Below are 25075 nucleotides of genomic sequence, written 5' to 3' on the forward strand. Positions count from 1 at the left end.
GGGCGCATGACCCGCACACTGCGCGCAGGCATCATCGGCACGGGATTCATGGGGGCGGTTCACGCGCATGCTGTGAGGGCCAATGGCGGTATCGTCAGCGAAATCTCGGGGCGCACGCCTGAGAGTGCCGCAGATGCGGCTATCAGGCTTCATGCGCTAGAAGCGGCACCCTCGCCGGAGGCATTGATCGACAGTGACCAGGTCGACGTCGTACACATCTGCACGCCGAACGCGACGCACGCGGCCCTTGCAAAGCGGGCCATAGCTGCGGGCAAGCACGTGGTGTGCGAGAAACCACTGGCAACAACGCTTGAGGATGCACAGAAGCTCCGCGACCTGGCAGATGGCGCGGGCACAGTGGCGGCCGTACCGTTTGTCTACCGTTTCTATCCGGCGGTTCGGGAAGCCCGTGCGCGGATCGCACGCGGCGAAGCAGGCAATCTGTGGCTATTGCACGGTTCCTATCTGCAGGACTGGCTTGCCAGCTCGGATGCAACCAACTGGCGGGTTGACCCGGCAGCAGGCGGGACGTCCCGGGCATTCGGTGACATCGGAGTCCACTGGTGCGACCTCATGGAGTTCGCCACGGGACACAGGATCAGCCGACTGGTCGCGAGGACGTCCAGGGCGTTCGCGCAGCGCGCCAGCAAAGGTGTCATGCGGGACGTAGGTACTGAAGACGGCGCCGCGCTGTTGTTTGAAACCGACCGCGGCGCAACCGGGTCCCTCGTGGTCAGCCAAGTTACGCCTGGCCGAAAGAACCGGCTCTGGTTCTCATTCGACGGCACGGAGGAGTCCTTCAGCTTCAATCAGGAGCAGCCCGACACCCTTTGGGTAGGCGGATCCCGGGGCAGCATCCGCGTCCCGAGCGGACCGGACACGCTTTCTTACCCGGAGTCGCAGAGGTACGCCCGCCTTCCCGCCGGCCACCCGCATGGCTACCAGGACAGCTTCAACGCTTTCATCGCGGACGTCTACGCGGCGGCCCGGGGCGAAAGCATCGATGGCCTGCCCACGTTCCGCGACGGCCTGCGCGCGGCACAGATAACCCAGGCTGTCTTGGACTCCACAGCCACGAACGCATGGGTCGACGTTCCGGACATCGACGCCGGACTCCCCCTTAGCGCACGCACACCGGACCAACCAGCACTTGAAAGGCAAAGCTAATGCGACTTGGATACCATTCGATCACTTGGGGCGGCGTCGGCGGTCACCCCGTCGGGGTGACGAGCGTCAAAGACCTCTACTACCTCACTAACGGCTCCATGGAAACTGCGGTACGTGACATCGCGGCGGCCGGCTACGAAGGCACCGAAATGTTCGACGGCAACCTGGTCGAATACGCGGACCGGCCGGATGAGCTCCGTGAAACGCTGTCCAACGCCGGACTCGAGCTTGTCAGCGTTTACACAGGTGCGAACTTCATCTACGCCGATATCCTCCCAGACGAGCTCCACCGAATCCGGCGGGCTGCGGAACTGGCCACCATCTTCGGGGCGGAACGTCTCGTCGTCGGCGGTGGCGCGCGACGGGCGGCCGGAACAACGGACGAGGACTACGACCGGCTGGGCACTGCGCTGGACCGCGTCACGGACATCGCTGAGGAATTCGGGCTGTCGGCGAGCTATCACCCGCATTTGACAACCATCGTGGAAAGTCCGGATGAACTTGACCGCCTCATGTCCAAGACCCGGATAGGATTCTGCCCCGACACAGCGCATCTCGCCGCAGGCGGCGGCGATCCGGCGGCCGCGATCCGCAAATACCCTGACCGTATCCGGCATGTCCACCTCAAGGACTTCAAGAAGGATCCCTTCCAGTTCCTGCCGCTGGGAGAAGGGGACCTGGATTTCCCGGACATCATCCGCGCGGTGAAGGAAAGCGGCTATGACAGCTGGCTGATGGTGGAACTGGACTCGTACGACGGCGACCCCCGGGCTGCCGCAGAAATCAGCAAGAAGTACCTCGACAAGATCCTCGCCGAATCCGGCATCCAACGATAAGGAACACGCCATGCAGAATCTCAACGTCGGCCTCATCGGCGGCGGCTTCATGGGCAAAGCCCACTCCCTTGCCTACGCGGCCATGCCCATGTTCTTCTGGCCAGCCCCCGCAATGCCGGTACGCAAGGTGATCGCCGAAGCCACAGACGAGCTGGCCGCCCAGGCCGCCAGCCGCTTCGGCTTCGAAAAGTCCACTTCAGACTGGCGAAGCATCATCGATGATCCGGACATCCACGTGGTCGACATCGCGACGCCGAACCACCTTCATGCCGAGATCGCTATCGCTGCGGCCGAGGCCGGAAAGCACATCATCTGTGAAAAGCCGCTGGCGCGGACGGGTGAGGAATCCAAGGCCATGTATGACGCGGTGAAGAACACTGACATCGTGCACATGGTTGCGTTCAACTACCGCCGCACACCGGCAGTCGCCCTGGCCAAAAAGTACATTGACGAGGGTGCCATCGGCCGGGTTATCAGCTTCCGCGGCACCTACCTGCAGGACTGGAGCGCCGACGCGAATTCCCCGCTCTCCTGGCGCTTCCAGAAGTCCATCGCAGGTTCGGGCGCATTGGGCGACATTGGAACCCACGTAATCGATATGGCCCGCTACCTCGTCGGCGAATTCACATCCGTCAATTCGGTAATGTCCACCTGGATTCCGGAGCGGCCGTTGCAGTCCGGCAGCGCGGACAGCCTGGGTAACGTCTCCGGTGGGGAAGGTCCCCGCGGGGCTGTGGATGTGGATGACGAAGTGCTCACCATGGTCAAGTTTGCCAACGGTGCCATCGGATCCATCGAAGCGACCCGCAACGCCTACGGCCGCAACAACTTCCTGACCTTCGAGATCCACGGCACCGAAGGTAGCATCGTGTTCAACTACGAACGGCGCGATGAACTCCAGGTTTGCTTCGCCAGCGACCCCGGTGACCGCCGGGGGTTCCGGACTGTCTACACCGGCCCTGCGCACCCGTACGGAGAAGGGCTCTGGCCCATCCCGGCCCTGGGCATTGGCTACGGTGAAACCAAGATCATTGAAGCCTACGATTTCTTCAAGGCAATCGCTGAAGGCGGAAGCGTCAGCCCGAACTTCGCTGACGGGTATCAAATCGCCCTGATCGACGACGCAATCATCGAATCCGCGGAAAGCGGAGCCTGGGTCGACGTACCAAGGATCGACGCCTAACCCAGCCATCGGGGCGGGCAGGCGTGTGGCTGAAAATGAAGCTGCGCGCCTGCCTCGCCCGACCAGTCCCTGGCAGACAGTGCCAAGATAAGGCGTCGTGATGACTGCTGCAACAACCGGGTCGCCCACCTCCGGCCCCGTCCATCTGATTCCAATCTTCGTCGCCGAGCAGGGCAGCGCTGACGAGTTAAAGCGGCTGCTGACTGTTCTTCAGAATGCCAGCCGTCTCGATCCCGGTTGCCTGGAGTACTCGGTGTTCGGCGACGAGCAGGATCCCGACACCTTCCTGCTTTGCGAGAAATGGACGAGCAGTGAGGCCCTCGACGCCCACAATGAACAACCGCACGTCGTAGACTTCGTGGAATCCGCAGCGCAGTTCATGGCTGAACCCCTGCGCGTGCACCGGCTTCGCCCCATCGCGTAAGCCGATCCGAGACCATCCAGCTGGCAACGCCCGCCCTCCGAAGGAGCCTGACATGCCCCGCCCCTACACCCTGTTCACCGGCCAGTGGGCCGACCTCCCGTTCGAGGAAGTTGCCAAACTGGCCTCCGGCTGGGGCTACGACGGCCTGGAAATCGCCGTGTCCGGGGACCACCTGGACGCCTGGCGCTGGGACGAGCCCGGCTACGTGGAGTCCAAGCTCGCCGTCCTGGCCAAGTACAACCTCAAGGTCTGGGCCATCTCCAACCACCTCAAGGGCCAGGCCGTGTGCGATGACCCCATCGACTTCCGCCACGAAGCGATCGTCGGCGCGAAAGTCTGGGGCGACGGCGACCCCGAGGGCGTCCGCCAACGCGCCGCCGAGGAAATGAAACACACCGCCCGGCTGGCCAAAGCCCTCGGAGTGGACACCGTCGTCGGATTCACCGGCTCCTCCATCTGGCAGTACGTGGCCATGTTCCCGCCCGTTCCTGCCGCCGTGATCGAGGCCGGCTACCAGGACTTCGCAGACCGCTGGAACCCCATCCTGGACGTCTTTGATGAATGCGGCGTCCGGTTCGCCCACGAAGTCCACCCCTCCGAAATCGCCTACGACTACTGGACCACCGTCCGCACGCTCGAAGCGATCGGGCACCGTGAAGCGTTCGGCCTGAACTGGGACCCCTCCCATTTCATGTGGCAGGGCATCGACCCCGTCTCGTTCATCTGGGACTTCAAGGACCGGATCTACCACGTCGATTGCAAGGACACGAAGCTCCGCCCCACCGGCCGGAACACCGTCATGGGCTCGCACCTGCCCTGGGGCGACCCGCGCCGGGGCTGGGACTTCGTCTCCGCCGGCCGCGGCGACGTCCCCTGGGAATCGTCTTTCCGCGCCCTGGCCGCGATCGGCTACACCGGACCCATCTCCGTCGAATGGGAAGACGCCAGCATGGACCGGCTCCACGGCGCACCGGAAGCCCTCGCCGCGCTGAAGAAGTTCGACTTCCCCGCCTCCCAGACCAGCTTTGACGCCGCCTTCAGCACGAAGCCCTAGGAAGCGCACGTAGAATCCCTGCATGACCCACACGATTCGAAAGGCAACAACGGACGACGCCGGCCGGCTCGCCGACCTGGCGGCCGTCACCTTCCCGCTGGCGTGCCCGCCGTCGTCGTCACCCGAGGACATTGCCGCGCACTTGGCCAACACGCTCAGCGAACGGCACTTCCGGGAGTACCTGGCGGATCCTGATGTCACCATCCTGGTCATTGACGCGGACGGGGCGCTCCGCGGCTACAGCCTGCTGTTGAACCGGCCAGCAGAGGATCCGGATGTCGCGGCGGCGCTGAAAGTCCTGCCCTCCGTGGAGCTCAGCAAATGCTACGTCCACCCCGAACACCACGGCCTGGGCGCGGCCGGCGAACTGATGCACGCCAGCCTCCGGGCGGCGGCAGAAGCGGGCGCGGCCGGAGTATGGCTGGGGGTCAACAGCCGGAACGCCCGGGCCATCCGGTTCTACGAAAAGTCCGGCTTCCACAAGGTGGGCAGCAAGTCCTTCCGGCTGGGAACCACCGTGGAGCACGACTTCGTCCTCGAACGCGCCGTCTGACCCCACCCAACGCGACACACCCACCGCCCACACCCAGCGCGAATACCCAGCGCGAAGGGACACTTGAGGCCGCGCGGCTGAGGGCCTCAAGTGTCTGTTCGCGCTCAATGGTGACCAATCTGACACCCCGCCGCGGAATGGCCCCGGGGCAGGCGGGGTTGTGGCAAGCATGAAGATTGAGATCTGGTCAGACGTCGCGTGTCCGTGGTGCTACATCGGCAAGCGCCGGTTCGAGGCCGCCCTGGCCGAGTTCCCGCACCGCGACGCTGTTGAGGTGAAGTGGCGCAGCTACCAGCTGGACCCCACCCTTCCCGAGCACTATGACGGCACCGAGCTGGAGTATCTGAGCACGCGCAAGGGCATGGCCCAGGCGCAGGTCTTGCAGATGTTTGACCACGTCACCGAGCAGGCCAAGGGCGAGGGCCTGAACTACCGGTTCGACCAGGTGGTGGTGGCCAACAGCTTCACCGCCCACCGACTGATCCACCTCGCGGCGCAGCACGGACAGCAGGATGCCGCGAAGGAACGCCTGCTGAGCGACCATTTCGAGCACGGCAAGGACATCGGCAGCGCCGAGTACCTCACCGCCCTGGGCCAGGAGCTGGGCCTCAACACCGATGACGTCGCCGAGCTCTTCACCACGGACAAGTACGCCGACGACGTCCGCTTCGATTTCGAGGAAGCCCGCGCCCTGGGCATCACGGGCGTCCCGTTTTTTGTGATTGACCGCAAGTTTGGCCTCTCGGGTGCCCAGCCCGCCGAAACGTTCACGGCGGCGCTCAACCAGGCCTGGCAGGAGACCAACCCCCTGGTTCTGGTCACCGCCGCGGACGGCAACGACGGCGAGGCCTGCGGCCCGGACGGCTGCGCGGTCTGACACGGCCCGATGAGAGAGTTTACTGACACATCGCGGTAAAGTGTCTGCATGCCCAGGATTTCGGCGGCCAACAACGCCGCGCAACGCGCCGAGACTCAACGCAGGGTCCTGACAGCGTTCGGGGAACTCCTGTTCACGCACGGCCTGCCCGGACTGACCATGACGGACGTCGCCCGGCATGCCGGCGTGGGGCGGACCGCGGTGTACAACTATTACGCGGACATCGAAGAACTCCTGATCTCCTACGCCCTGGATGAGACCGAGCGCTTCCTCGCCGAACTCCGGGAGTCTCTGAGCAGGCTCGAGAACCCCGTCGAACGGCTGGCCCTGTACGTGCGCACCCAGGTGGAGGACCTTAGCCGCCGCCACCTCCCGCCCGGACCCGCGATGGCGGCGGTGCTGTCGCCGTCGTCCTTTGCGAAACTGGCCGACCACGTGGGTGAACTCAGCGTCCTGCTGCAGGGCATCCTCCGGGACGGCATGGCGCAGGGGTACCTGCCGCAAGCGGACATTGGCCAGCAGGCGCAGCTCATCCACGGCACGCTCTCCTCCAGCGCCGCACGCGGCAGCAACGAGCCCGCCGAACTTGAGGCCCGGATCGCCCGGACCGTGCGGTTCATCCAGCTGGGCGCCGGAGCAAGGTTCGACGACGACGGCGCACCCCTGCGCATCAGCTAGGGCGTGGGGGCCTAGAGCCTGGGCCTAGGGTGTGGCGCCGGCCGTCGGAATCACCGGCCACTTGGCATCGTCCGCGATCCGCCGGCTTTCACGCGGGCAGCTGAGCGTCCCTGGCGTCTGGTCCACACGGTCCGCGGCGGCCAGCTCTTGGAAATCGCTGGAAAGAATCACGTCAACGCTGGCGTCCGTCCGGCCGTCCTGGAAGTAGTCGGAGCCGGGCAGGTTCCGTTGGACGCTGAAGGCCGCAGACTGCCCGGCAGCCCCTGAAACCACCGCAGCCACGCCGCGGAAGCCGGCCTCCGTGTTGGCCACGGCACCCACCACAAACTTACGGACCAGCAACTCATCCGCCACGGAGCGGGCCAGACCGGGGCGGCTGGTGGAGTTGTAGACGTTGAGGTTGATTTTGTCGTTGGGGGTGTAGTCAAAGGTGGCCCCGGGACAGGTGGTCCGGGGCTCATTGCTGCCCAACGTCGTCGGAAGCTTCAGCTGTCCGCTCATGATGGCCAACGCAACGATGATGGCGCCGGCAATGAGGCCCAGCAGCAATACCAGGACCACTCCATGCACCACGCGGCGGCGGACCCGCACCGGGTTGTCGGGGTCTCCGGCAGCCTCAAACGTGGCCCGCAGTTCGGGGCCGGTGACAACGTGGTGGCCGTGCAGGACGCTGGCGTCCTTGGGTTTCCTAGCCATCTATGACCAGCACGCGGGCGTGGATGGCGGTCCGCTGGTGCAGCGCTGTCCGGACGGCGCGGTGCAGCCCGTCCTCCAGGTACAGGATTCCCTGGTACTGCACCACGTGGGGGAAGAGGTCTCCGAAAAAGGTGGAGTCTTCGGCCAGGAGCGCTTCGAGGTCGAGCGTCCGTTTGGTGGTCACCAGTTCGTCCAGGCGGACAGGGCGCGGCGGCAGCGACGCCCACTGTTTGGGCGTGTTGAAACCATGGTCGGGATACGGGCGTCCCTCGCCCACAGCTTTGAAGATCACCATGCCACCCTAAGCAGCTTGGGGGCCCAAGAGAAGTGTCCGGCCCGCAGCATCCCAAGGTTGTAGCCAAACAGTGACCATCTGTCACATGCCGTGGACATCGCGCCGCCGGCGCAGGATCAGAGGCCCGTGGCTGACACAATGGAGCCATGACTGCACCCGAATTCCCTGCCAGCACCACGCCCGGCGTCCGCCTGCCGTCCACCCCACCCCTCGCCCTCCTGCTCGACGTTGACGGACCCGTGGCCAGCCCCGTGACCCGTAACGTGAAACCCGGCATCATTGCCGATCTCGTGGCGCTGGCCACTGCCGGAATTCCGGTCATTTTCAATACCGGCCGCTCCGATACCTTCATCCGGGAGCAGGTCATGGAGCCGATGATCGCCGCCGGCATTCCCGCCGGGACAGTCATCCACGCCATTTGCGAGAAGGGCGCCGTGTGGTTCAGCTACACCGCCGCCGGGCCCGGCCCCATCCACGTTGATCACGAACTGGCCGTGCCCAAGGCCTACGGCGATGACGTCCGCCGGCTCGTGGCCGAGGACTACTCCAGGCACATGTTTTTTGACGAGACGAAACGTGCCATGGTGTCCGTTGAGCAGCACATCGAGGTGCCCTCCGCCGACTACCTGGCCGAACAGAAGCTTTTCGACTCCGACGCCATGGACCTCATGACCCGCCACGGCATGGGCGTGGTCCGCCTGGAGCACCACGCACCGAATTCCGACGACGAGGTGGACTACCGCGTCGATCCCACCATCATTTCCACCGATATTGAGTCAGTGCGGCTGGGCAAGGACCTCGGCGCCAGCCGCGCCGTGGAGTTGCTGGCGGCACAGGGCATCACGCCGCTGGCGTGGCGGACGGTAGGTGATTCCCGCACGGACTACGCCATGGCGGACTGGCTCCACCACAATGACCACCCCGTAAAACACGTTGATGTCCGCCCGGCGGACGGCGTTCCGGTCAAGCCCTATGACGTGTTGACCGCCACCGATCTCGGGCTTGGGGAAGATGTCATTCACGACGACGCCGGCGGAGCTTACCTGCGCAGCTGGCGGGAGGCCATGGCCGGCTGAGCCCGTCCCCGGCCGGCGGCGCCCGTTTGAGACTGCCATTTTGGGGGTCGCGCTATTATTCAGATAAGAACGCTTACCATTTAGCCGCGACGGAGACAACCATTACAGAAGCACCTGTCCAGGACGAGATCTACTACGGCGGCCAGGCGTCCGTAGAACCGCGCACGCATGCGGAGGTGACATCTCCGGCTGCTGAGGCGCGGCTCAAGCACCGGCCGGACGTCGTCCGGCACAAGGGCAGGTATGCCCTGATCAACCACAACCGGACGCCGTACCAGGCCATGGTTGAGGACCTGCTGTTCCTGCGGGGCGTCCTCGCGGAGGCCGGGCTGGACTACCTTTTGGTGCGCGGCAACAACGACCGTCCGGTCATCGCCCTGGACTGGAAAGACCGCAAGAAGCTGCGGGCGGCCTTGGTGGAAGCCTGCCGCAACGAGCCCGTGTACTCCATGACCGTGGACGCGAAAAAGAAGTCCTCCGTGCTGGTTGCCGACGGGGATCTCTCCCCCAACCGTCAGGCCCGCATCTTCCGCCTCTACCGTCCGCGGGTTGAACCCGACGGCGGTTTCGAGTTCGGTTCCTCCGCCGGCGTCCAGATTGAGCTCTGGAGCTTTGAGGGCGATCAGCTGATCCTCCCGATCGAAAACTCCCTGACCCGCCGCACCATGCAGTCCCAGGACGCTGTCCGCGGGACGGTTGAACGGTACGGCCACACCTGGCCCACCATCGAGAACATGTTCGCCGACCATGCCAGCGACATCAGCTTCGACGTCGACCTGGTGTTTTCGTGGGTTGATGGCAGCTCTCCCGAATACATCGCGGCCCGCCGTGCCCAGCAGCAGGGTGTGGTTCTCGGCGAAGGCGACGACCACGAAGCCCGCTTCCGGCAGATCAACGAACTCAAATACGCCCTGCGCTCCGTCTACATGTTCGCGCCCTGGATCCGCCGCATCTTTATCGCCACAGACTCCCCCGCCCCGGAGTGGCTCGCGGAGCACCCGTCGGTGACCATTGTCCGCAGCGATGAGTTTTTCGCCGATCCCGCAGTGCTGCCCACGCACAACTCGCAGGCAGTGGAATGCCAGCTCCACCACATCGAGGGCCTCTCCGAGCACTTCCTCTACTCGAATGACGACATGTTCTTCGGCCGCTCGGTGGGCCCGGACATGTTCTTCACCCCGGGCGGCGTCACGAAGTTCATCGAGGCCGAGACCCGGATCGGGCTGGGCGACAACGATGCCGAGCGCAGTGGCTTCGAGAACGCCGCCCGCGTGAACCGCAAGCTGCTCTGGAACCGGTTCGGTCGGATCACCACGCGGCACCTGGAACACACCGCCGCCCCGCTGCGGCGCAGCGTTGTGGCCAGGATGGAGCGTGAGTTCCCGGAGGAGTTCCAGAAGACGGCGGCGAGCAGGTTCCGCGCCGCGGACAACATCTCGGTCACCAATTCCTTCTACCACTACTACGCGCTGCTGACAGGCCGTGCGGTCACGCAGACCGCAGCCAAGGTGCGTTACGTGGACACCACCGCCCGCGCCGGGCTGAACTCCCTGCCCAAGCTGCTGGCCAAGCGGAACATGGACTTCTTCTGCCTCAACGACGGCAGTTTCCCCGAAGTCCCCGCGGACGAGCGCGCCGAGACCGTGACCGACTTCCTGGAGAAGTACTACCCCATCAAGGCGCCCTGGGAGCTCTGACGCTCGCAGCCCTGACGTTGGTCGCGCCCACGTCAGGGCTTCCGACCCGCCGGGCTTCGCGCGCTAGATAGCGTAGTTCGGAAGGGCTACCTTCCTGACGCCTCCTGTTTTGGCGTTGTCAGGGATGCTGACGCCCGCCGCGGCCAGTCTCTCGGCAGTCATTTCCGAGGTGACATGCTCGCCGACGGTGGCCGCGCTCCCCAGCGGAACCACGGAGTGGACAATGGTGTGCTCGTACACGTGTACCAGGTTGAAGGCCTGCCCGCCGTCCCGGCCGCGGGTACCGCCCACGGCGACGTTGAGGTCCTGGGTGTAGCACGTGGCCGAGGCGACGGAGACAGGAATCCCCGCAAAGGTGGCGGTGGTCGAGTAGTGCAGATGCCCGGCAAGAATGGTCCGGACGTCGGAGTTGCGGACCACGGAGGCCAGGCTTGCCTGATCCCGCAGTTCCACGAGCACGGCAAGGTCCAAGACCGACGGGACCGGCGGATGGTGGAGCGCCAGGATGGTGCCGTCGGGGGCCGGGGTATCCAGCTGGCGGGTGAGCCACCCCAGCTGTGACGGGCTTAGCTCGCCGTGGTGGTAACCCGGGACCGAGGTGTCCATGGTGATGATGCGCAGGCCATTGATGAAGTAGCTTCGGTCCACCGGCGCATCGCTCGCCGGCTCGTCCAAGAGCCCGGTCCGGAAGTTGGCGCGGTTGTCGTGGTTGCCCATGGCCCAGATGACTTGGGCGCCCATGTCTTCGCAGGCGGGATCAACAATGGCCCGGAGCTTTGCGTAGGCTTCAGGGTCGCCCCGGTCGGCGAGGTCGCCCGTGAAGATCACGGCCTCGGGCCGGGCACCGGAAGCCTTGACCTCTTCAAAAAGCTGAATGAGCTTGGCTTCGCTGTCGACTGCGCCGTGAAGGGGATCCGGACCTCCCAACAGGTGGGGGTCGCTCAGGTGGAGAAGGAAGTGGCGTGGCCGGGGGTGTTCGGCCTCGATGTGCTTCATTGCTGCCTCTGTGGTTGGTGGGAAACGGCGTTTCCCTTCTACCCTTCAGTAACTATTATCCAATCAGACAATTGGCAAACTGTGGGTAAATTACTGCGGCCAAGTTGGAAAAAACCAAAAGATTTACGCCCCGGAAAGTGCCGTTGTGGCCGCCGGTCCGTCAAATTCGGCCAGTGCCATTTCTATGGCATCGATAACTTCGGCGGAGTCCGGTTCGACGGCGGGCGCGAAGCGTGCCACTACTTCGCCCTTGCGGTTGACCAGGAACTTCTCAAAGTTCCATTTCACCAGGCCGGGCAGCACACTGGTCTTGAACCTGGTCAGCTCGGCGTAGAGCGGATGCTGGTCCTTGCCACGCACATTGGCCTTGGCCGTCAGCGGGAAGGTAACACCGAAATTCCGCTCGCAGAACTCGGCGATCTCGCTGTCGTTGCCCGGCTCCTGGCCGGCGAACTGGTTGCACGGAACTCCGAGCACGTCGAAGCCGCGGTCCCGGAACTTCTCGGAGAGCGTCTCCAAACCCGCGTACTGAGGAGTGAACCCGCACTTTGACGCCACGTTCACCACCATCACCACGTTGTCCTTGAACCGGCCGAAATCGGTTTCGGTGCCGTCGTTGAGGGTGAGCGGAATGGTGTATAGGTCTGTCACAGCGCCGTCCTTGAAGGTTGGTCATGCAAATGATTCGTTGCCAACCATCAAGGGTACGGGTGCAGTCTGGGAGTTCTCTGTCAGGGTCCCGCCGACTCGGACCATGTTGCGGTGTCGGTAGGCGTGGCGGTGGATGTAGCTGTCGTAGAAGACGAGGGCGAGGGCGACGCTGTTTCGGCTGAGGACCCGCTACTCGTTGTTGCTGTTGGCTCCACCGTTGGCGCCGGCGTCGGCGTCAGGCGCGAGGTAGGCCTGAACGGCCACGACCTGGAGACAGTGGGCGTCGGAGACGGCGACGCGCTCGTCGTCGGCGCAGGCGAAGTGCCCGTGGGGGCAGGTGAGGTGCCCGTGGGGGTGGGTGACGTCGTCGTCGGCGTGGCGCTTGAGGTTCCCGTCGGCGTCCTCGTTGCCCGGGGCGTGGAAGGCGTTGAGGAGGGCGATGCCGTCGAAGCGGCTGTTTCTGTCGAAGATTCTGTCGCTGTTTCAGTCGCAGTCGGGTCCGGCGATGCGGATTCAGGCGAGGTAGCGTCCGACGACGGCTCTTCCGTGGGTGCCTCGTCCGGCGGTCCCGACGTTGTCACTGATCCCTCCACCGGCGGCGGTTCGGACAGTTCCTCTTCGCCGCCCAGGACCGTGTGGCTGTTGTCCTCTGCGACCGGGATGGCCCAGCGTTGCGCGCCGACGTCCACGGGTTTGGCATAGCTGACCATGGCTATGTCCTCGAGTTCGTCCAACTGACGAATGCGCAGAAGTGTCCAGTTCAGCGGGCTGGTGTGCTTGCCGTTGAGGATGGTTTCGAAATGCAGATGGCAGCCGGTGGACCATCCCGTGGTGCCCACACGGGCAATGACCTGGCCCACCTGCACGGAATCCCCCGTCCGGACCGCCACAGCCTCCAAGTGGTTGTACGTGGTGATCAGCCCGTTGCCGTGGTCTAGTTCCACGCGGTTGCCGCCGCCCCAGGGGTGCCACCCGGCGGCACGGACCACACCTGCGTCGGCCGAATAAACCCTGGTGCCGCAGCCTGCAGCGAAGTCCTGGCCCAGGTGGAAATCGCCGCCCGCACCGGTGATAGGACTGACCCTGTACCCGAATGGAGAGCTTGAAGTGAGGAGCTCAAGGGGCGCCATGAGGGACCCCTCCCGGGGGCGGGTGAGCCCGGCGGCGGCCACGTTGAGGGGAGCGCTCCCGCCCTTGGCGATCGTCCTGACCAGTGTGCGGTTAAACGGAACCAAGGCCCGGCTGTCCGTCAGGAAAGCACCGGCCAGCCCAGGCAGGCCAACATGTCCGGCGGCCGCCGGCGAAGCTGCCGGGCGGGGTTCAACGGGGGACGATCCAGGGAGGCCGACGGCGATGAGTGACGCGGCAGCAACGGCGCTGGCGGCCAGCACGCGCACAGCTATGGCGCAGCCGCCCGCGGGCTCCTTCTCCCGGCCGGATCCCCGATGATTGCCCACTCGTTACTCCCGGGTTGGCCCGCCAGACCCCGGATCCAGACGGACTTACCATCTCATGGGACCACAAAGACCCGGGCCTGTGAACCCCCGCGCCGGTCCCGCTGCGGACATTATGTGGATCACCCCTCAGAACCGTGCCCGCCGGCTTCTGGGCGAGAATAGTGACATGCGAAATTTCCTCAGGGAATGGCAGGGCGAAATCAAACGGGTATTCACCGGCAGCACTGACGGTCAGCCCGCTTGGGTTCCGCGGCTGGCCGAAGGGGACGACGCCGGCTATCACCTTCCCGGCTCGGCCGTCTGGGCGGTGCACGGCTCCATGACCACCATTGTGGCCGGGGTCCGCGCGCTCCTGATGCAGGCCTTGCACCCCGGGGCGCTGGCGGGAATCCACGAGCACTCCGACTTCCGCGCAGATCCGCTCAGCCGGCTGGCCCGGACCATCCGCTGGATCTTCACCGTCACCTATGGCCCACAGGCCGCCGCCGACGAGGCTTCCGCCCGGGTCCGTCGCCTGCACGAGCCTGTACAGGGGACCTACAGTGACGGGCACGGCGGCGAGCGGAGCTACTCGGCCAACGATCCGGAACTCGCCCGCTGGGTCCACATCGCGTTCGTGGACGCCTTCCTCTCGGCCCACAAAATCTGGGGTGCCGGGATCCCCGGCGGCCCCGACGCCTATGTCCGCGAGTGGGCCCAGGCCGGACGGCTGATGGGCGTGGAGAATCCGCCCCTGAGCGAGGCCGAAATGCGGGAGCAACTGGACCGCTGGTATAACAACGGTGAGCTGGTGACGGACAGCAGGGTTGCCGAGACCGTTGAGTTCATCCGCAACCCGCCACTGCATCCGCTGCTGCGCCCCGGCTACCGGATCATCTTCGCCGGCGCCGTCTACAGCCTTGAGCCGAAGTACCGCCGCATGCTGGGGCTCCAGGTCCCCCGGCTGGGGCCGTTCCCGCTCCCCGTGAGGCTGGCAACGAAGGTGACTCTCGGCGTCGTACATCTTGCCCTTGGACGCGGGCCTGGACCCAGCGAACAAGCGGCCCGGGAGCGCCTCCACCGCCTGGGCTACGCGGGCACGTGACCTGGCCGCCGGGCTGGGCAGCTGGGCTCCAGCCATGGGTCATCGCCTGGCTGGAGGACAGCAAAAACCCGGCCCTGACGAGGTCAGAACCGGGTTTTTGGCTGGCGGAGAATGGGGGATTTGAACCCCCGAGGGCGTTAACCCAACACGCGTTCCAGGCGTGCGCCATAGGCCGCTAGGCGAATTCTCCAGCTGCTTTCGAATCAAAAGCAGATACTAGACTACCTGAACATTCCGGCATCGCCCAATTGGCCCGTCGGACTGTTACCGCACGCGGCAATCCGGGCTCCAGCTGGCCCGTTAACGTAAAAATGGACGCCCCCAATGCGCCCATTCCTCCGATACACCGTTGAGCTGCCGGGTCCGGCCCTCCAGCCAGGCCCCGCAGCTCACAACCTTGAGATTGCCCCAATCGGTGTACATATCCATGATCGGCCCTACCCGCCGGATAAGCAATGAAAATCGCTGCCCATTAGCCTGCCTTCTTGGCAGGATGAGGCCATGACACAGCTGCACGCCCTGGTGGTTTACGTTCCGGAGACACACACGGAGCCGCTGCTCGCGGCAATCGGGGACGCCGGCGCGGGCAGGATCGGGAACTATTCGCACTGCACATTCACCTCCCCCGGCACCGGGCGCTTCACTCCGTCGCCTGGCGCCGAGCCGTTCATCGGGGCCGTCGGTGCGGTCGAACGCGTGCCGGAAACCCGGGTGGAGTGCGTTGTGGAGGAAGAGATGCTCGACGCCGTTGTGCTGGCCCTGCGCGCGGCGCACCCTTACGAGGAGCCCGCATTCATGACCTGGCCGGTGGACGGCTGGCGACGCTAGCTGGCGTCCGGGCCTTTGAACCCGCTTTCGCCTTTGCGCCAGCTTTCGCGGCCGTGGCCCGCTTGAGCGGTGCGGGCCAGCACCGCTCAAGCGGGTCCGGGCAGCTCATCAGGAAATTCCGGGCCGCGAGTGGGCACCCGGCCGGGCCACGGCCGGCCGCAGTCCGGGCCGTCCGGACCTTCCTGAATCTTCGGGTAAACTTGTCTGCGGCCCCTCATGTGGCGTCATCCTGTTGAACTCCCCCAGGACCGGAAGGTAGCAAGGGTAAACGGGCTCTGGCGGGTGCATGGGGGGTCTTTACTATTTCCCCACAGGGCGGCCGTCCGCGAGGGATCCTGATTGTCTGCCCGGATTGGTAGGGTTTTCTCGTGACTGTTACTACCACCGCCCTTTACCGCAGATACCGCCCGGACTCCTTCGCTGACGTTATCGGGCAGGAACATGTCACCGAGCCGCTGATGACGGCACTGCGGAAAAACCGTGTCAACCACGCCTATCTCTTCTCCGGCCCACGCGGTTGCGGAAAGACCACCTCCGCCCGCATCCTGGCCCGCTGCCTCAACTGCGCCCAAGGCCCCACAGATACGCCCTGCGGTACGTGCCCCAGCTGCATTGAACTGGCCCGCGGCGGCTCAGGCTCCCTGGACGTCATCGAGATCGACGCCGCCAGCCATGGCGGTGTCGACGACGCCCGCGACCTCCGCGAGCGCGCAACGTACGCTCCGGTCCGCGACCGCTACAAGATCTTCATCATCGATGAGGCCCACATGGTCACCTCTGCCGGGTTCAACGCCCTGCTGAAGATCGTTGAAGAGCCGCCGGAGCACATCAAGTTCATCTTCGCCACCACGGAGCCGGACAAGGTCATCGGCACCATCCGCTCCCGCACGCACCACTACCCTTTCCGGCTTGTCCCGCCGGAGCCGCTGATGGCGTACCTGGAGCTGCTCTGCAACCAGGAAAACGTTCCCGTGGCTCCCGGCGTTCTATCGCTGGTGGTCCGGGCCGGCGGCGGCTCCGTCCGCGATTCCCTGTCCGTGCTGGACCAACTGATGGCCGGAGCCGGACCCAACGGCCTCGACTACGAACTTGCCGTAGCCCTCCTCGGCTACACCCACGCATCGTTGCTGGATGACGTCGTGGAAGCTGTGGCCGCCTCAGATGCCGCCACCGTTTTCCGGGCTGTGGACCGCGTGGTGCAGACCGGCCACGATCCCCGCCGCTTCGTCGAGGACCTGCTGGAACGCTTCCGCGACCTCATCATCGTCCAGGCCATGCCCGAAAGCGCCCAGGTCATCCTCCGCGGCATGCCTGCGGACCAGATCGCCCGGCTCCAGAACCAGGCGCACAACCTCGGGGCTTCCGAACTCTCCCGCGCCGCTGATGTCACCAACACTGCGCTGACCGAGATGACCGGCGCCACGTCTCCGCGCCTGCACCTTGAGCTTCTCTGCGCCCGCATCCTGCTCCCCAGTTCGGAACAGACGGAACGCGGCATCGCTGCGCGGATCGACCGCGTGGAGCGGCGCCTGAATTACGCCGGGAACGACGTCGGCGCTCCCGCTCCGGCTGGTGCTGCGGTTTCGGCTGGACCCGCTGCGGTTTCCGCGGTGCCGACAGCGGCAACTCCGGCTCCTGCTGCACCTGTTTCCGTACCAGCAGCTTCCGCGCCGGCTCCTGCTGCACCCGTTTCCGTACAACCAGTTTCTGCGCCAGCCGTTTCTGAGGCGCCCGCTGCGGCGCCGGTTGCTGCGCAGCTGCCTTCAGGGCCAGCGGCTGCCGGTCCCGGGTCGGCCCGGCCACAGGTATCCGGAGCCGAACAGACCAGGCCGTCGCTGACGCCGCCCAAGGTCAGCACCAACGACTGGCCGGTTGACGAGTCCACAGGCAGGCCGCCCGCTCCCACTCCGCAGGCATCCGGTCAGCCCACCCGAGAGACCGGGGCAGACGCCCCCCGCACAGTTTCCCCGGCTACCCCGCCGGCAAGCACCGACGCTGTCACGGCTCCTGCCACCGCTGCACCTGCCCCGGCTGCGCCCGCTTCGGTTGGCCATGCCCCTGCCACTGCCGCACCGACCGGTGCGACAGGAACTGGCGCGGCAAGCACTGGGGCCGCCGGGACAGGCGACGTCGAAGTCCTGCGCCGTGCCTGGCCGGAAGTTCTGCAGACACTCTCCAAGATCAAGCGCAGCACGTGGGCCCTGGTTGAGCCGAACGCCCAGGTGGGTGCATTTGACGGCCAGGTCCTGACACTGTCGTTCAGCACTACCGGGTTGGCTGGCGCCTTCGGCCGGGCTGATCACGCTGAAAACCTGCGGCAGGCGATCCACAAAACAGTGGGCATCGACTGCCAGATCACCGCAGTCGCCGGTGGCGCCAACAGGGCAGCGAGCGCTGAGCCAAACCCAAAAGCTCCCGCTAGTCCGGAAGCCAGCCCGGAAGCTCCGGCCAGTTCAGCCGATGTCGCGTGGGGACTGGCCCCTGCCAGCGCCGTTTCCACGCCTGACGTGCTGGCCACCGCGCCGGCACCTTCGCCAGCCCCCTCCTCCGCGACGCGTGCTCCCGAACCGGCCGTGCCTCCTGCCACTGCTGCACCTGCACCGACTGCAGGCGCAGCAGCTATTGCGGAAACTGTCCAGCACACTGGCGACGTCAGCGCGTCGGCAGCCACTGAGGCCGCCCAGGGACAGCCGGTACCAGCTGAGCCGGATGCCACCGCCGGTTCGTATGCCTACTCCGATAACGACTGGGGTCCCCCGCGCGACGAAGATGCTCCGCCGCTGGACGAGGAACCACCCATGGACTGGGATCCCTCGGCTGCGGCTGCCCCACGCCTGTCGCCTTCACAGCCTGAGCCTTCAGCGGCCGCACCCGCCAAGCGGCCCGCTCGAGGTGCTTCAAAGGCTGCAGCAGCAAAGACCTCCCCAGCTAGCAGGTCCTCCGGTGCGGCTTCGGCCGCTCCTTCACAACCCGATCCGGCACTGGATCCGTGGGGCCGGGCCGTCGAGCAGGCGCCGGGCGTATGGGTGGTTGGCACCGAGCCCAATGTTGGCAAAAGCCTGAACACGTCCGTCCCGGAAGAGGCCGCGGAAACCGCTCCTGCGCCCAGCTACGAGCCGGCCACCGCCCAGGTCCCCAAGACGTCAGCTGTCGTCAGCCAGTCCGATGCCGACGCCAGCTGGGGCTTGCCGCCCGTAGCCCCCACCGCAACCACCGAAATCCCCGCACTATATTCAGCAGCACAACATTCAGCTGCACCGCAGAGCTCCGCGCCAGAGACCCCCGCACTACAAGGCCCCGCACCAGAATCCGCGGCGCCCAACAACCCGGCGCCAGCCAGCCAAGCCCCGGCAGTCCCGCCAGTGGAAGCAGCCGTTCCCGAACCGGCTGAAGTTCGTGAGTACGCCATGGCATCGACTGCTCCGGCTGCCGCACCCCTGCAGCCGGCACCGGCGACATCCGAGTCCGCTGCTGCCGCCCGGCAGAGTCTTTACCAGCGCCTGTCCAACAGCCCCGAGGCCGAAGCCGGGCGTGCCAAGGCGCCGGCCAGGGCTGCCGCCGCAACCTACGTCCAGGACATACCGAGCGCGGACGATGAAACCATCGAGGAATCCGGTGTCTTTGGACGCGCCGCCGTCGAGCGTATTCTGGGCGGGAAGCTGATCGAGGAGCGGTCCCCGGACGGAAGCCCCATCGTTGCGAGGTTCTAGGCACCTGGCGCACGTACTCCCGCAACTCCATTCACTACCCAAGCCAAGCCAAAAGAGGAAAACGTGTACGAAGGTGCAGTCCAGGAGCTGATCGACGAGCTCGGACGGCTTCCCGGTGTTGGTCCCAAATCCGCCCAGCGGCTTGCCTTCCACATCCTCGAAGCGGACCCGCAGGACATGAAGCGACTCGTGGAAGCCATCACCATGGTCAAGGAACGCGTGAAGTTCTGCACTGTATGCGGCAACGTCACCGAGCAGGAACTGTGCAACATCTGCCGGGATCCCCGGCGCGACCCGTCAGTCATTTGTGTAGTGGAGGAGTCCAAGGACGTCCTCGCCGTGGAGCGCACCCGGTCCTTCCGCGGCCGCTATCACGTGCTGGGCGGAGCCATCAACCCCATTGCCGGCGTTGGGCCCGAGCAGCTGCGGATCCGGGAACTCCTGACCCGGCTGAACGACGGCGCCATCCAGGAAGTCATTATCGCCACCGACCCCAACCTCGAAGGCGAAGCAACGGCCACGTACCTGGCCCGGATGCTGAAGACAATCGGCATCGTGGTGACCCGTCTGGCCTCCGGGCTGCCTGTGGGCGGCGATCTTGAGTACGCCGACGAGGTCACCCTCGGGCGTGCATTCGAAGGCCGCCGCAACGCCCTGACCTGAGCGGACCTGCCCCTGACCTGGTCAGGCCGACAGGCTAAGGCAGACAGGCTAAGGAAGACCGGCGCCCCGACCCGACCCGGCCTGGCCAGCCTGGCCTGGGTTCAGGGGGCCGGGCTGAGCCGTCGTCGGGCACACCGGCTTAGGCGATGCGGGTTCCGCGTGCCAGCCTGTGTGCCGGGGTGCGCAGCGAGCGCCAGCCCAGCCACATCAGCAGCCCGGCAAGCAGCAGCTGCAGGCCGAGCCCCAGCGGCCACAAGGGAGTGGACTGTGCCAGGTACTGCGGCTTGGCCTCCCCGTTGGCGCAGGGGTAGGTGCCCTCCGGACCGGCCATGGCGTAGCGTGCACCCTGGCTGATGGATTCGATGGCCCCCACCGGTGACGACATTCCGAGGCCACTGTTGACGCGGACCGTGTAGGGGATGGCATCGGCCACCACCACGTAAGGGTTCATGGCCAGCATCCACGCCACCCTTTCGGTGCGAACTGCTGGCTGGGCACGCAGCGGTCCGGAGCAGGTGTACTCCGGTTCCTGCGGCGCTGTTTCGTCGGGTACCGGCCGCAGCGGTTCGTAGTTGCGGTACTGCGCCTGGTTGGCCATAACGGTGCCCTGCGAGAGCCCGGTACCCAGGCCGAAGGCAATCAGGGAACCGAAAACCAGCCCGGCCACGGCAAGGTACGTGACGACAATCGAGAACAGCGGACGCCCCGCCAGCGCGGAAATTCCGACGCCGATGGCACAGACCACACCCACCTCAACCGCGAGCATCAGCAGGGCCACGATGACATGGCCGGGCGTCATGCCGCCGAGGGCCACTCCGATGACCAGGAACGGCGTGCTGGCAACCAGGAAGGCCAGGGCGGCGGCCCACGCGGCGAAGAACTTGCCCCACAGGATCTGGCCGGGACGGAGCAGGGTCACCTGAAGGATGGCCAGGGTCCCGCCGGCGCGGTCGCCGTTGACGGCATTGGCAGACAGTGCGGGCGCCACCAGCAATGCGAAGAGGAGGACAAAGGCCAGGACCACTTCGAAGATCATGGACCCCGGACCGGTGTCGGGCGGCAGAAAGTTGGAATAGGCGCGCTGGGCTTCGCGCTGGGCGTTCCAGCTGGCCCAGGTCAGCCAGGTCACCAGGCCCGTCAGGATGAACCAGATGGCCAGCATGATGTACCAGCCGCGGGACCGGAGCCGCTGCTTGAGTTCCAGGACCACCACATCCCGGATGCCGGCAAGGTAGCCGGCACCAAAGCCGGAAGCCGGCGGGCGCTGCGTTTGTTCTGTCAGCTGGCTCATCGCCGCTCCCCCTCAAGGTTCATGTAAGTCTCTTCCAGGGCACCCGAGGCGGGGGCAAAGGAGCTGACCCCGACGCCGGCGAGCACCAGGTCGCGGAGGAGGCGGGCGGCGTCGTCGTCGTTCAGCAACACCAGGCTGACGGCCGGCCGGCGGCCGTCCTCAACCCGGAACGTCAGGCCCAAGTCCGTGAGTTTGGCGGCGAGCGCTGCGCCGTCGGTTGCCGAGATGGCGTAGCGCCTGCCGGAGGCGGCAGCCGCGTCCGTGGTCTGGTGCCGGACCGTCCTCCCGCGGTTGACGAACACCGCTGCGTCCGCAATTTCGTCCAGCTCGCTGAGCACGTGGGAGGAGACAACGATGGACTTCCCCTCCGCCGCAAGCTGCCGCAGCATCACGCGCAGCTCCACCCGCGATCCCGGGTCCAGGCCCGACGCCGGCTCATCGAGCAGCAGCACGGACGGATCGTGTATCAGTGCGCGGGCCAGGCTGAGGCGCTGCTGCTGCCCCCGGGACAGGACACGGGCCGGCTGGTCTGCAAGGTCACTCAGGCGGACCCGGTCCAGCATCTCTGTAACGCGCTGCGGGATTCCGGCCTTGGGCAGCCGGTAGAAACGGGCTATCTGGGTGAGGATCTCACGGGCGGTCAGGGACTCCCACACGCCCAGGGTATCCGGCATCCAGCCAATTCTTTTCCGCACTTCCGCGCGGTGGTTCTGCGGATCCAGCCCATCCACCGTGACAGTGCCGGAATCCGGCGCCAGCAGTGAAGCCAGCATGAGCAACAGCGTGGTTTTACCGGCACCGTTCGGGCCGATCAGTGCGGTGACTTTTCCCGCCGGAGCATGGAAATCCATGTGCTCGACGGCGTGCACCTGCCCGAAGCTGCGGCTCACCGCGGTGGCGCTGATGCCGTCCTGGCGCGGGCTTTCCGGCTGGGCCGGAATGCCTATTCTGTCCCAGTTTTCTGTCATTTCCCGAGCACCTGTCCCCCAAAGCCGTTCATGCATACTGACTATATGAGCCTACGCCTGAGCCGACGGGCGCAGTATCCGCCGGAAGGCTGAGATTTGGACACAATTCCGCGTCCGGCCACAGGCGGCGATAAACTGGGCTGACACGTCACGCCGTCCAGCCGCAAGGCCGTGCCTGACCTCCAGAACTCCGATTGATCCAGTGAAGGTACGCGCATGAGTACGCCCACTTCCGAAGTGCACACAGCAACGCAGCCACAGGAGCTGCCCGAAGGCACTGCCGTGACCAAACAGCTGATTGTGCAGAAGTTCGGCGGCTCTTCCGTGTCGGATGCCGAGGGAGTCAGGCGCGTCGCCAAGCGCGTGGTCGACGCGCAGCGGGCCGGCAACGAAGTGGTGGTGGTCGTTTCGGCCATGGGCGACACCACCGACGAACTGCTGGACCTCGCCGCCCAGGTGACAGACTCCGCCCCCGCCCGCGAGATGGACATGCTCCTCTCCGCCGGTGAGCGCATCTCCATGGCCCTGCTCGCCATGGCCATCAACAAGTTCGGCGCCTCGGCGCAGTCCTTCACCGGCTCCCAGGCCGGCATGATCACCGACGGCATCCATGGCAAGGCTCGAATCATCGACGTCGATCCGCACCGCATCCGTACGGCCCTGGACAAGGGGCACATCGCGATCGTGGCCGGCTTCCAGGGCATGAGCCGCAGCACCAACGAGATCACCACCCTGGGCCGCGGCGGCTCGGACACCACCGCCGTCGCGCTTGCGGCCGCACTCGACGCCGATGTCTGCGAGATCTACACAGACGTTGACGGCATCTATACGGCTGACCCCCGAGTGGTGCCTTCCGCCCAGAAAATCGACACCATCTCCAGCGAGGAAATGCTGGAACTCGCGGCGTCCGGTGCGAAGATCCTGCACCTGCGCTGCGTTGAATATGCGCGCCGGTTCGGTGTGCCGTTGCATGTCCGGTCCTCATTCAGCCAGAACGAAGGCACCTGGGTCATCCCCAGCGCCGAAGACAAGATCACCACTCAAGAGGGAGTTGCCTTGGAGCAGCCAATCATCTCCGGCGTTGCACACGACCGTTCCGAAGCCAAGGTCACTGTGGTGGGTGTCCCGGACATCCCCGGCAAGGCGGCCGCGATCTTCCAGGTCATTGCCGACGCCCACTCGAACATCGACATGATCGTGCAGAACGTTTCCACGCACGGCACGGGCCGGACGGATATTTCCTTCACGCTCCCCATCGTCGAAGGCGCGGAGGCCCTGGAAGCGCTCAAGGCCGCGCAGCCGGACATCGGGTTCGAGAACATCGAATACAACGAACAGATCGGCAAACTGTCCCTGATCGGGGCCGGCATGCGGTCACACCCGGGCGTCTCCGCGACGTTCTTCAAGGCCCTGTCCGACGCCGGGATCAACATCAACATGATCTCCACCTCGGAAATCCGGATCTCCGTGGTGACACACGCCGATCTCCTCGATGACGCCGTCCGGGCAATCCACAAGGCCTTCGACCTGGACAGCGAGGACGAGGCAACCGTCTACGGCGGCACCGGGCGCTAGGCCGCTCTTAGAAAGCAACGAGGGCCCACGCCCCGCAGGGTTCCCTGGCCGAGCTTGCGAGGCTAGGGCGCGGGCGGGGAGGGTCACTTCCGGCCCGATAAACGAAGGTTATCGGGCCGGAAGTGACCCCGCGTTGCTTTTGTTTCAGCCCTGTTTGTCCAATTCTTCGCGGCGCACGGCGTAGTGATGACCTTCGGAATCGGTTTCCACCACGAAGTGGGAAAGATCCTCGTCAGAGGCCTGCTCGAACTCATCATGCTTGTGGACCACGGGCGAATCCGTGTCCAGACGCGTTGCCGGCCCGAAGACAAAGCGGAGCCTGTCAGTCGCGTGCATAAAACCGGTGAGCGCATGTCCCATTGTTTCCACCCCCCTTCCCGCGTTGCGGGCGAAAGAGCCACTGCCTCCTTGTGGAGTCAGTGCCATTATTTTACGCCCGCCGCCCGAAAATTGGTCTGGTGAGGTTGGGCATGGTGGGGAGGCCGGGGAGCGTCAGCGGAGGGACTGGTCGTCCGGGTTCCTGGGCACAACATAGGTGCTGCCGTCCGGGCGGGTGACCGTTTCCCATTGCTGGGTTTCCCGCTCGCGCTGAACCAGGAGTGCCCGGTTCTCTTCGGTCATGTCATGCACCAGGGAACTGCGGTTGGCCGGGCCGAAAATCGCCCTGAGCTTGCCGGTTGCGCGCATGAACCGCTGGGATGCGTTGCCCTTGTCGCCTGACTTGCCTTTGCCCATGAAAGTGACCCCTTCGATAGAACCCAATTAGCCGCTCCAGTGTACGCTAACAATTAGGGCACTAACTATTGGAGGAAATGTTATGACGGTACTGGCCGGCGCTGCGCGGCAGCAGGACGATGACCTCCTCTTGGAGCAACAGCTCTGTTTTGCCCTCACCGTGGCATCCAGAAGCGTGGTGGGCGCCTACAAGCCCGTCCTCGAAAAGCTCGGACTCACCCACCCGCAGTACCTTGTGATGCTGTGCCTGTGGGAGTCAGCACCCCGCACCCTGCGCAGCATCAGTGAAGCCCTGGCGCAGGCCCCGGCCACCATCTCACCGCTACTTCGGCGTCTGGAGGAGGCCGGCTTTGTCACCCGCCAGCGGGTGGACGGAAACGAACGCACCCTTGCCGTGGGCCTGACCCCGGCCGGCGCCGCGCTGCGTCAGCAGGCCATTGCTGTCCCGGGCACCATGATGGAACGCCTGGGGCTGACCCGTGAGCAGGTCGGCGCGCTGCACAAATCCATGATGGGGCTCATCGCCGCCTCCGCCGGATCCAACGGGCAACCCGCCGGGGAATAAATGCGGCAAGGCGTAA

General features: G+C 65.5%; 25 protein-coding genes, 1 tRNA gene and 1 other RNA gene. 17 read left to right on the forward strand and 10 right to left on the reverse strand.

From position 1 onward, the window contains the following. Positions 1-6 precede the first annotated feature (6 nt). The 8 genes from NG697_RS07910 (at position 7) to NG697_RS07945 (ending at position 6772) form a co-directional block, all read left to right on the forward strand. Positions 7-1167, forward strand: coding sequence for a Gfo/Idh/MocA family protein (locus NG697_RS07910; protein ID WP_252610162.1), 1161 nt, complete (start codon positions 7-9; stop codon positions 1165-1167). Beyond that, complete coding sequence (locus NG697_RS07915; RefSeq protein WP_252610160.1) at positions 1167-2003, forward strand: sugar phosphate isomerase/epimerase family protein; 837 nt, start codon at positions 1167-1169, stop codon at positions 2001-2003. Before NG697_RS07910 ends, NG697_RS07915 begins: the two co-directional genes overlap by 1 nt. A gap of 10 nt (positions 2004-2013) precedes the next feature. Beyond that, complete coding sequence (locus tag NG697_RS07920; RefSeq protein ID WP_252610157.1) at positions 2014-3186, forward strand: levoglucosan dehydrogenase; 1173 nt, start codon at positions 2014-2016, stop codon at positions 3184-3186. Positions 3187-3286: 100 nt separating this feature from the next. Beyond that, positions 3287-3610: a putative quinol monooxygenase gene (locus NG697_RS07925; RefSeq protein ID WP_252610155.1), complete on the forward strand. Its 324-nt coding sequence runs from the start codon at positions 3287-3289 to the stop codon at positions 3608-3610. A 52-nt stretch (positions 3611-3662) separates the two neighbouring features. After that, the gene (locus tag NG697_RS07930; RefSeq protein ID WP_252613962.1) at positions 3663-4664 is read left to right on the forward strand and encodes a sugar phosphate isomerase/epimerase family protein; all 1002 of its coding nucleotides are present in this window, start codon (positions 3663-3665) and stop codon (positions 4662-4664) included. Positions 4665-4686: 22 nt separating this feature from the next. Next, positions 4687-5217 carry a GNAT family N-acetyltransferase gene (locus tag NG697_RS07935; RefSeq protein ID WP_252610150.1) on the forward strand — a complete coding sequence of 177 codons (531 nt, stop codon included), beginning with the start codon at positions 4687-4689 and terminating at the stop codon, positions 5215-5217. A gap of 169 nt (positions 5218-5386) precedes the next feature. After that, positions 5387-6094, forward strand: coding sequence for a DsbA family oxidoreductase (locus NG697_RS07940; RefSeq protein ID WP_252610250.1), 708 nt, complete (start codon positions 5387-5389; stop codon positions 6092-6094). A gap of 48 nt (positions 6095-6142) precedes the next feature. Next, on the forward strand, positions 6143-6772 hold the full coding sequence (locus tag NG697_RS07945) for a TetR/AcrR family transcriptional regulator (RefSeq protein ID WP_252613963.1): 630 nt from the start codon (positions 6143-6145) through the stop codon (positions 6770-6772). A gap of 24 nt (positions 6773-6796) precedes the next feature. On the opposite strand, the gene NG697_RS07950 is transcribed toward NG697_RS07945, so the two are convergent. Then, a complete protein-coding gene (locus NG697_RS07950) occupies positions 6797-7468 on the reverse strand; it encodes a LytR C-terminal domain-containing protein (protein ID WP_252603152.1) in 672 nt (223 codons plus the stop codon). Continuing rightward, a complete protein-coding gene (locus tag NG697_RS07955) occupies positions 7461-7760 on the reverse strand; it encodes a type II toxin-antitoxin system VapB family antitoxin (protein ID WP_181577293.1) in 300 nt (99 codons plus the stop codon). Before NG697_RS07955 ends, NG697_RS07950 begins: the two co-directional genes overlap by 8 nt. Positions 7761-7909: 149 nt before the next feature. Between NG697_RS07955 and NG697_RS07960 the strand changes: the two genes are divergently transcribed. Both NG697_RS07960 and NG697_RS07965 read left to right on the forward strand, forming a co-directional pair. Continuing rightward, complete coding sequence (locus tag NG697_RS07960; RefSeq protein WP_252603155.1) at positions 7910-8839, forward strand: hypothetical protein; 930 nt, start codon at positions 7910-7912, stop codon at positions 8837-8839. A gap of 281 nt (positions 8840-9120) precedes the next feature. Then, complete coding sequence (locus tag NG697_RS07965) at positions 9121-10536, forward strand: stealth family protein (protein WP_374209909.1); 1416 nt, start codon at positions 9121-9123, stop codon at positions 10534-10536. Positions 10537-10599: 63 nt separating this feature from the next. On the opposite strand, the gene NG697_RS07970 is transcribed toward NG697_RS07965, so the two are convergent. The 3 genes from NG697_RS07970 to NG697_RS07980 all read right to left on the reverse strand — a co-directional run bounded on the left by NG697_RS07970 (position 10600) and on the right by NG697_RS07980 (position 13640). Beyond that, positions 10600-11532, reverse strand: a complete 933-nt coding sequence (locus NG697_RS07970; protein ID WP_252610142.1) for a phosphodiesterase — start codon at positions 11530-11532, stop codon at positions 10600-10602. Positions 11533-11655: 123 nt separating this feature from the next. Further along, a complete protein-coding gene (locus NG697_RS07975) occupies positions 11656-12183 on the reverse strand; it encodes a glutathione peroxidase (protein WP_308293037.1) in 528 nt (175 codons plus the stop codon). An 80-nt stretch (positions 12184-12263) separates the two neighbouring features. Continuing rightward, entirely contained in the window at positions 12264-13640 is a 1377-nt protein-coding gene (locus NG697_RS07980; RefSeq protein ID WP_252613966.1) for a M23 family metallopeptidase, read from the reverse strand. A gap of 166 nt (positions 13641-13806) precedes the next feature. Between NG697_RS07980 and NG697_RS07985 the strand changes: the two genes are divergently transcribed. Continuing rightward, entirely contained in the window at positions 13807-14724 is a 918-nt protein-coding gene (locus tag NG697_RS07985; RefSeq protein WP_252613968.1) for an oxygenase MpaB family protein, read from the forward strand. Positions 14725-14826: 102 nt separating this feature from the next. On the opposite strand, the gene NG697_RS07990 is transcribed toward NG697_RS07985, so the two are convergent. Beyond that, positions 14827-14914: transfer RNA gene (locus NG697_RS07990), tRNA-Ser, on the reverse strand. Positions 14915-15225: 311 nt separating this feature from the next. Here NG697_RS07990 and NG697_RS07995 point away from each other — a divergent pair. From NG697_RS07995 to recR, 4 genes are all read left to right on the forward strand, one after another. Beyond that, positions 15226-15552 (forward strand): YqfO family protein, encoded by a 327-nt coding sequence (locus NG697_RS07995; RefSeq protein WP_252603164.1) that lies wholly within the window; start codon positions 15226-15228, stop codon positions 15550-15552. A gap of 205 nt (positions 15553-15757) precedes the next feature. Next, an RNA gene (gene ffs / locus NG697_RS08000) (signal recognition particle sRNA small type) lies at positions 15758-15854 on the forward strand. A gap of 66 nt (positions 15855-15920) precedes the next feature. Continuing rightward, positions 15921-19262: a DNA polymerase III subunit gamma and tau gene (locus tag NG697_RS08005; RefSeq protein ID WP_252610124.1), complete on the forward strand. Its 3342-nt coding sequence runs from the start codon at positions 15921-15923 to the stop codon at positions 19260-19262. A gap of 63 nt (positions 19263-19325) precedes the next feature. Continuing rightward, a complete protein-coding gene (gene recR / locus NG697_RS08010) occupies positions 19326-19925 on the forward strand; it encodes a recombination mediator RecR (RefSeq protein ID WP_056348564.1) in 600 nt (199 codons plus the stop codon). A 139-nt stretch (positions 19926-20064) separates the two neighbouring features. Here recR and NG697_RS08015 read toward each other — a convergent pair whose 3' ends face one another. Both NG697_RS08015 and NG697_RS08020 read right to left on the reverse strand, forming a co-directional pair. Beyond that, a complete protein-coding gene (locus tag NG697_RS08015) occupies positions 20065-21216 on the reverse strand; it encodes an ABC transporter permease (protein ID WP_252602229.1) in 1152 nt (383 codons plus the stop codon). Continuing rightward, positions 21213-22184 (reverse strand): ABC transporter ATP-binding protein, encoded by a 972-nt coding sequence (locus NG697_RS08020; protein ID WP_252602227.1) that lies wholly within the window; start codon positions 22182-22184, stop codon positions 21213-21215. The genes NG697_RS08015 and NG697_RS08020 overlap by 4 nt, the downstream gene beginning before the upstream one ends. Before the next feature lie 216 nt (positions 22185-22400). Here NG697_RS08020 and NG697_RS08025 point away from each other — a divergent pair, with 216 nt between their 5' ends. Further along, positions 22401-23759: an aspartate kinase gene (locus NG697_RS08025; protein ID WP_252602223.1), complete on the forward strand. Its 1359-nt coding sequence runs from the start codon at positions 22401-22403 to the stop codon at positions 23757-23759. 144 nt (positions 23760-23903) lie between these two features. On the opposite strand, the gene NG697_RS08030 is transcribed toward NG697_RS08025, so the two are convergent. Both NG697_RS08030 and NG697_RS08035 read right to left on the reverse strand, forming a co-directional pair. Beyond that, entirely contained in the window at positions 23904-24119 is a 216-nt protein-coding gene (locus NG697_RS08030; protein WP_252602242.1) for a hypothetical protein, read from the reverse strand. 132 nt (positions 24120-24251) lie between these two features. Further along, entirely contained in the window at positions 24252-24494 is a 243-nt protein-coding gene (locus NG697_RS08035) for a hypothetical protein (RefSeq protein ID WP_252602220.1), read from the reverse strand. An 82-nt stretch (positions 24495-24576) separates the two neighbouring features. On the opposite strand from NG697_RS08035, the gene NG697_RS08040 reads away from it, so the two are divergent. Further along, on the forward strand, positions 24577-25059 hold the full coding sequence (locus NG697_RS08040; protein ID WP_252602218.1) for a MarR family winged helix-turn-helix transcriptional regulator: 483 nt from the start codon (positions 24577-24579) through the stop codon (positions 25057-25059). Positions 25060-25075 lie beyond the last annotated feature (16 nt).

This window comes from Pseudarthrobacter raffinosi (assembly GCF_023913835.1).
Lineage (GTDB): Bacteria > Actinomycetota > Actinomycetes > Actinomycetales > Micrococcaceae > Arthrobacter > Arthrobacter raffinosi.

Bases quoted from the DNA above. Each gene is read 5' to 3' on its own strand.
- NG697_RS07945 (WP_252613963.1), top strand. From the start codon at position 6,143: ATGCCCAGGATTTCGGCGGCCAACAACGCCGCGCAACGCGCCGAGACT.
- NG697_RS07910 (WP_252610162.1), top strand. From the start codon at position 7: ATGACCCGCACACTGCGCGCAGGCATCATCGGCACGGGATTCATGGGG.
- NG697_RS08030 (WP_252602242.1), bottom strand. From the start codon at position 24,119: ATGGGACATGCGCTCACCGGTTTTATGCACGCGACTGACAGGCTCCGC.
- NG697_RS07925 (WP_252610155.1), top strand. From the start codon at position 3,287: ATGACTGCTGCAACAACCGGGTCGCCCACCTCCGGCCCCGTCCATCTG.
- NG697_RS08025 (WP_252602223.1), top strand. From the start codon at position 22,401: ATGAGTACGCCCACTTCCGAAGTGCACACAGCAACGCAGCCACAGGAG.
- NG697_RS07940 (WP_252610250.1), top strand. From the start codon at position 5,387: ATGAAGATTGAGATCTGGTCAGACGTCGCGTGTCCGTGGTGCTACATC.
- NG697_RS07965 (WP_374209909.1), top strand. From the start codon at position 9,121: ATGGTTGAGGACCTGCTGTTCCTGCGGGGCGTCCTCGCGGAGGCCGGG.
- NG697_RS07930 (WP_252613962.1), top strand. From the start codon at position 3,663: ATGCCCCGCCCCTACACCCTGTTCACCGGCCAGTGGGCCGACCTCCCG.
- NG697_RS07995 (WP_252603164.1), top strand. From the start codon at position 15,226: ATGACACAGCTGCACGCCCTGGTGGTTTACGTTCCGGAGACACACACG.
- NG697_RS08040 (WP_252602218.1), top strand. From the start codon at position 24,577: ATGACGGTACTGGCCGGCGCTGCGCGGCAGCAGGACGATGACCTCCTC.
- NG697_RS07920 (WP_252610157.1), top strand. From the start codon at position 2,014: ATGCAGAATCTCAACGTCGGCCTCATCGGCGGCGGCTTCATGGGCAAA.
- NG697_RS07970 (WP_252610142.1), bottom strand. From the start codon at position 11,532: ATGAAGCACATCGAGGCCGAACACCCCCGGCCACGCCACTTCCTTCTC.
- NG697_RS08020 (WP_252602227.1), bottom strand. From the start codon at position 22,184: ATGACAGAAAACTGGGACAGAATAGGCATTCCGGCCCAGCCGGAAAGC.
- NG697_RS07935 (WP_252610150.1), top strand. From the start codon at position 4,687: ATGACCCACACGATTCGAAAGGCAACAACGGACGACGCCGGCCGGCTC.
- NG697_RS08015 (WP_252602229.1), bottom strand. From the start codon at position 21,216: ATGAGCCAGCTGACAGAACAAACGCAGCGCCCGCCGGCTTCCGGCTTT.
- NG697_RS07915 (WP_252610160.1), top strand. From the start codon at position 1,167: ATGCGACTTGGATACCATTCGATCACTTGGGGCGGCGTCGGCGGTCAC.
- NG697_RS07950 (WP_252603152.1), bottom strand. From the start codon at position 7,468: ATGGCTAGGAAACCCAAGGACGCCAGCGTCCTGCACGGCCACCACGTT.
- NG697_RS07985 (WP_252613968.1), top strand. From the start codon at position 13,807: ATGCGAAATTTCCTCAGGGAATGGCAGGGCGAAATCAAACGGGTATTC.
- NG697_RS08035 (WP_252602220.1), bottom strand. From the start codon at position 24,494: ATGGGCAAAGGCAAGTCAGGCGACAAGGGCAACGCATCCCAGCGGTTC.
- NG697_RS07960 (WP_252603155.1), top strand. From the start codon at position 7,910: ATGACTGCACCCGAATTCCCTGCCAGCACCACGCCCGGCGTCCGCCTG.